Here is a 4007-nt window from a genome sequence, read left to right as displayed (position 1 = left end):
TCACCGACATGCAGGGTCGGCGGCAGCACACCGTGCCGCATCGCCATCACCATCTTGATCACACCAGCCACACCCGCCGCAGCCGACGTATGACCAATGTTCGACTTCACCGACCCCAGCCACAGCGGCTCACCGTCCCGCTCACGGCCGTACGTCGCCAGCAGCGCCTGCGCCTCGATCGGGTCACCCAGCGTGGTGCCCGTCCCGTGACCCTCCACCGCGTCGACGTCGGAGAGGCGCAGCCCGGCGTTGGCGAGAGCCTGCCGGATCACCCGCTCCTGCGAAGGACCGTTCGGGGCCGTGAGGCCGTTGCTCGCGCCGTCCTGGTTCACCGCGGTCCCACGGACCAGGCCGAGGATGCGCCGGCCGTTGCGGCGGGCGTCCGACAGGCGCTCCAGGACGAGCACACCGGCGCCGTCGGAGAAGCCGGTGCCGTCCGCCGACGCCGAGTAGGCCTTGCAGCGGCCGTCCTGGGCCAGGCCGCGCTGGCGGCTGAAGCCGATGAGCAGGTCCGGCGTGGCCATGAGGGAGATGCCGCCGACCAGGGCCATGTCGCACTCGCCGGCCCGCAGGGCCTGCCCGGCGAGGTGCAGGGCGACGGCGGAGGAGGAGCAGGCTGTGTCCACGGACACCGCCGGACCTTCGAAGCCGAGCGTGTAGGCGATACGGCCGGACACCACGCTCATCGTGGTGCCGGTGAGGTGGTAGCCCTCCAGTTCGGGAACCATCGTCGCGTGGTAGCCGGACGAGACGGTGCCGGCGAACACGCCGGTGTTGCTGCCGCGCAGCGTCGTCGGGTCGATGCCCGCGTCCTCGAACGCCTCCCACGACGCCTCCAGCAGCAGACGCTGCTGCGGGTCCATGGCCAGCGCCTCACGCGGGCTGATCCCGAAGAAGTCCGCGTCGAACTCGCCGATGCGGTCGACGAATCCGCCGGCCTTCGTGTACACCGACCCGACCTGGTCGGGGTCGGGGTCGTAGAGCCGCTCCAGGTCCCAGCCGCGGTCGGCGGGGAACGGGCCCATGGCGTCGCGGCCGGACACCACCAGCTCCCACAGCTCCTCCGGCGACGTCACACCGCCCGGGAACCGGCAGCTCATGCCGACGATCGCCAGGGGCTCGCCGGAGTCCACGCGGCGCGGCCTCGTCGGAGGCCGGCGACCGGCCACGGCGTCCACCGAGACCTCGGACACCAGCAGCCGTGCCACCGCCGCCGGGGTGGGGTGGTCGAACACGAGCGTGGCTGGCAGGCGCACACCGGAGGCCTGCGTGAGCCGGTTGCGCAGCTCGACCGCGCTCAGTGAGTCGAAGCCGAGGTCGTTGAACGCGCGGCCGGGATCGATGGCGGCGGCCGAGGCGTGGCCGAGCACGCTCGCGACCTGGTCCAGCACCAGGTCGAGGGCGACCTGTTCGCGGTCCGCCTCGGGCACGCCCGCCAGGCGCTGGGCGAGGGATCCACCGGCCTCGGCGCGTCGCGCCCGGAAGGGTGCCAGCCCGCGCAGTACGGCCGGGATCGTGCCGGCCCTGGCCTGGGCGCGCAGCACCGCCATGTCCAGCCGGACCGGCGCCAGCAGAGCGGCGTCCGTCGCCAGGGCCTGGTCGAACAGGCCGAGACCCAGCTCCGGCGTCAGCGGCTTGGACCCCATGCGTTCGAGGCGGGCCAGCTCCGCCGGGCCCAGTTGCGCCGCGATACCCGCGGTGTCCGACCACAGGCCCCAGGCCAGCGACACCGCCGGAAGACCCCCGGCCCGTCGCCAGGCGGCGAGGGCGTCGAGCGCGGCATTGGCCGCCGCGTAGTTGCCCTGCCCCGGACTGCCGATCAGCGCAGCCACCGACGAGAACAGCACGAACGCCGACAGGTCCATCCCGGCGGTCAGCTCATGCAGATGCCAGGCACCATCGACCTTCGGCCGCATCACCCGGTCGACCTGCTCGGCCGACATCGACTCGATCACACCGTCGTCAAGCACACCCGCCGCGTGCACCACCGCCGTCAGCGGACGCTCCACGGCACCCAGCACGGAGGCGAGCTGCTCACGGTCGGACACATCACAGGCCACCACCCGTGCCACACAGCCCAGATCCGCCAACTCCGCCACCAACTCACCAGCACCGTCGGCCTCCAGGCCCCCCCGGCTGAGCAGCAGCAGATGACGCACACCGTGCTCGACGGCCAGGTGACGGGCGAACACCGCACCCAGACCACCCGTACCACCCGTGATCACGACCGTGCCCTCGCTGTCGAACACGGTCCCCGTCTCACCGACGGAGGCGCGGGCCAGCCTCGGGGTCAGCAACTGACCATCCCGGGACGCCAGTTGCGGCTCGTCCAGGTCGAGCAGCGCGCCCCACTCCGGTTCGCCGCCGTCCAGGTCCACCAGCAGGAACCGGCCCGGGTGCTCCGACTGGGCACTGCGCACCAGACCCCACACCGCCGCCTGGGCGACGTCGGGAACTTCGCCGCCGACGGACACCGCACCCCGCGTCACCACGGTCAGCGTGGCCCCGCCGAGGCGCTCGCTGGCGAGCCACCGCTGCACCAGGTCCAGGACCTCGACGGCGGCCGCCGTGGCCTCCTCGGCGCCGACGGCCGCGAGCACCAGCTCGGGTACCGGGGCGCCGTCCGCCACGGCCTGTTCCAGCGCGGACAGGTCCTCGAACGACTCGCCCTCGGCGGCAACACCTGCGCCCAGCACCGCGACCCGCGCCGACCGGCCGGAGCCGGCCATGACCGGCGTCCAGTCGAGCTCGTACAGACCCCGTGTCTTGGCCGTCTGCTTCAGCTGGGCCCGGTCGACAGGGCGGAACACGAGCTTGTCCATGCTGAGCACCGGCTCGTCGTGCTCGTCGACGAGGTCGATGCGGAACGCGGCCTCACCCGCGGGGACGAGCCGGGCGCGGGCGCGCGAGACGCCGGTTCGGCTGAGCTGGACGCCGTTCCAGGAGAAGGGCATCACCAGGGTGTCGTCCGGCTTCTCACCGAACAGTGAACTCTGTACCGCGGAGTCGAAGAGTCCGGGATGGATGCCGAACCCCTGCGTGTCGGCGTCGTCCGGCAACGCCAGCTCGACGTAGACGACGTCGCCGTCCTGCCACGCGTCGACCACACCCTGGAACAGCGCGCCGTAGTCGTAGCCGATGTCGGCCATGCGGGCGTAGAGCGCCTCCGGGGAGAGACGCTCGGCGTCCTCCGGCGGCCATTCGACGTCCCAGGCGGGTACGGCCTCGGGGTCCGGCCCCAGCCAGCCGCGCCCGTGGCAGGTGGCGTCGCCGTGCTCGTCGGTGTCGTCGCCCTCGGGGCGCGAGAAGATGACGAACTCGCGGCGGCCGTGGTCGTCCGCCTGACCCACGACGATCTGGAGCCGGCGCCCCACCGTCTCGTCCAGAGCCAGCGGAGCCTCGATGACCAGCTCGTCGAGCACGGGGCAGCCGACCTCGCGCCCTGCGGCCAGGGACATCTCGACCAGCGCCACACCAGGCACGATGACCGCGCCCATGACGACATGGTCGCGCGTCCACGGCTGCGCCTCGGTGGAGATGCGGCCTGTGAACAGCCACTCGTCGCGCTCACCGACCTGCACGACCGCCGCCAGCATGGGGTGGTCGACGGCGATGAGTCCGGCCGCGGAGACATCACCCGCAGCGGTACCCGGCGTCAGCCAGAACCGCTCCCGCTGGAAGGCGTACGTCGGCAGCTCGACACGCCGGGCACCGGTACCGGCGTAGAACGCCTCCCAGTCCACTCCGACACCAGCCGTATGGGCCCGACCGAGGAACCCGGCGAACGACTCGGCCTCGGAGCGCTTGGCCCGAAGGGCGGGCACGAACGCCGCCTCGGTGTCGTCTTCCACGCACTGGCGGGCCATCGCCGTCAGCACCGCGTCGGGGCCCAGCTCCAGGAATCGCCGAACACCCAGGTCCCACAGCGTGCGCACCCCGTCGGCGAAGCGGACGGCCCGGCGGACGTGGCGCACCCAGTACTCGGCGTCGAACGCCGACACCAGCTC

General features: G+C 72.5%; 1 protein-coding gene. It reads right to left on the bottom strand.

What is annotated here, in order from left to right; genetic code table 11:
• Positions 1-4007, bottom strand: a 4007-nt coding sequence (locus ACFZDC_RS41900; RefSeq protein ID WP_391332349.1) for an SDR family NAD(P)-dependent oxidoreductase, incomplete at both ends; no start/stop codon positions are given.

The sequence above is a fragment of the Streptomyces sp. NPDC007905 genome, from assembly GCF_042959345.1.
GTDB lineage: Bacteria > Actinomycetota > Actinomycetes > Streptomycetales > Streptomycetaceae > Streptomyces.
Note: the sequence above shows the minus strand (reverse complement) of the source record. Positions and strands in the feature narration are given on the sequence as shown.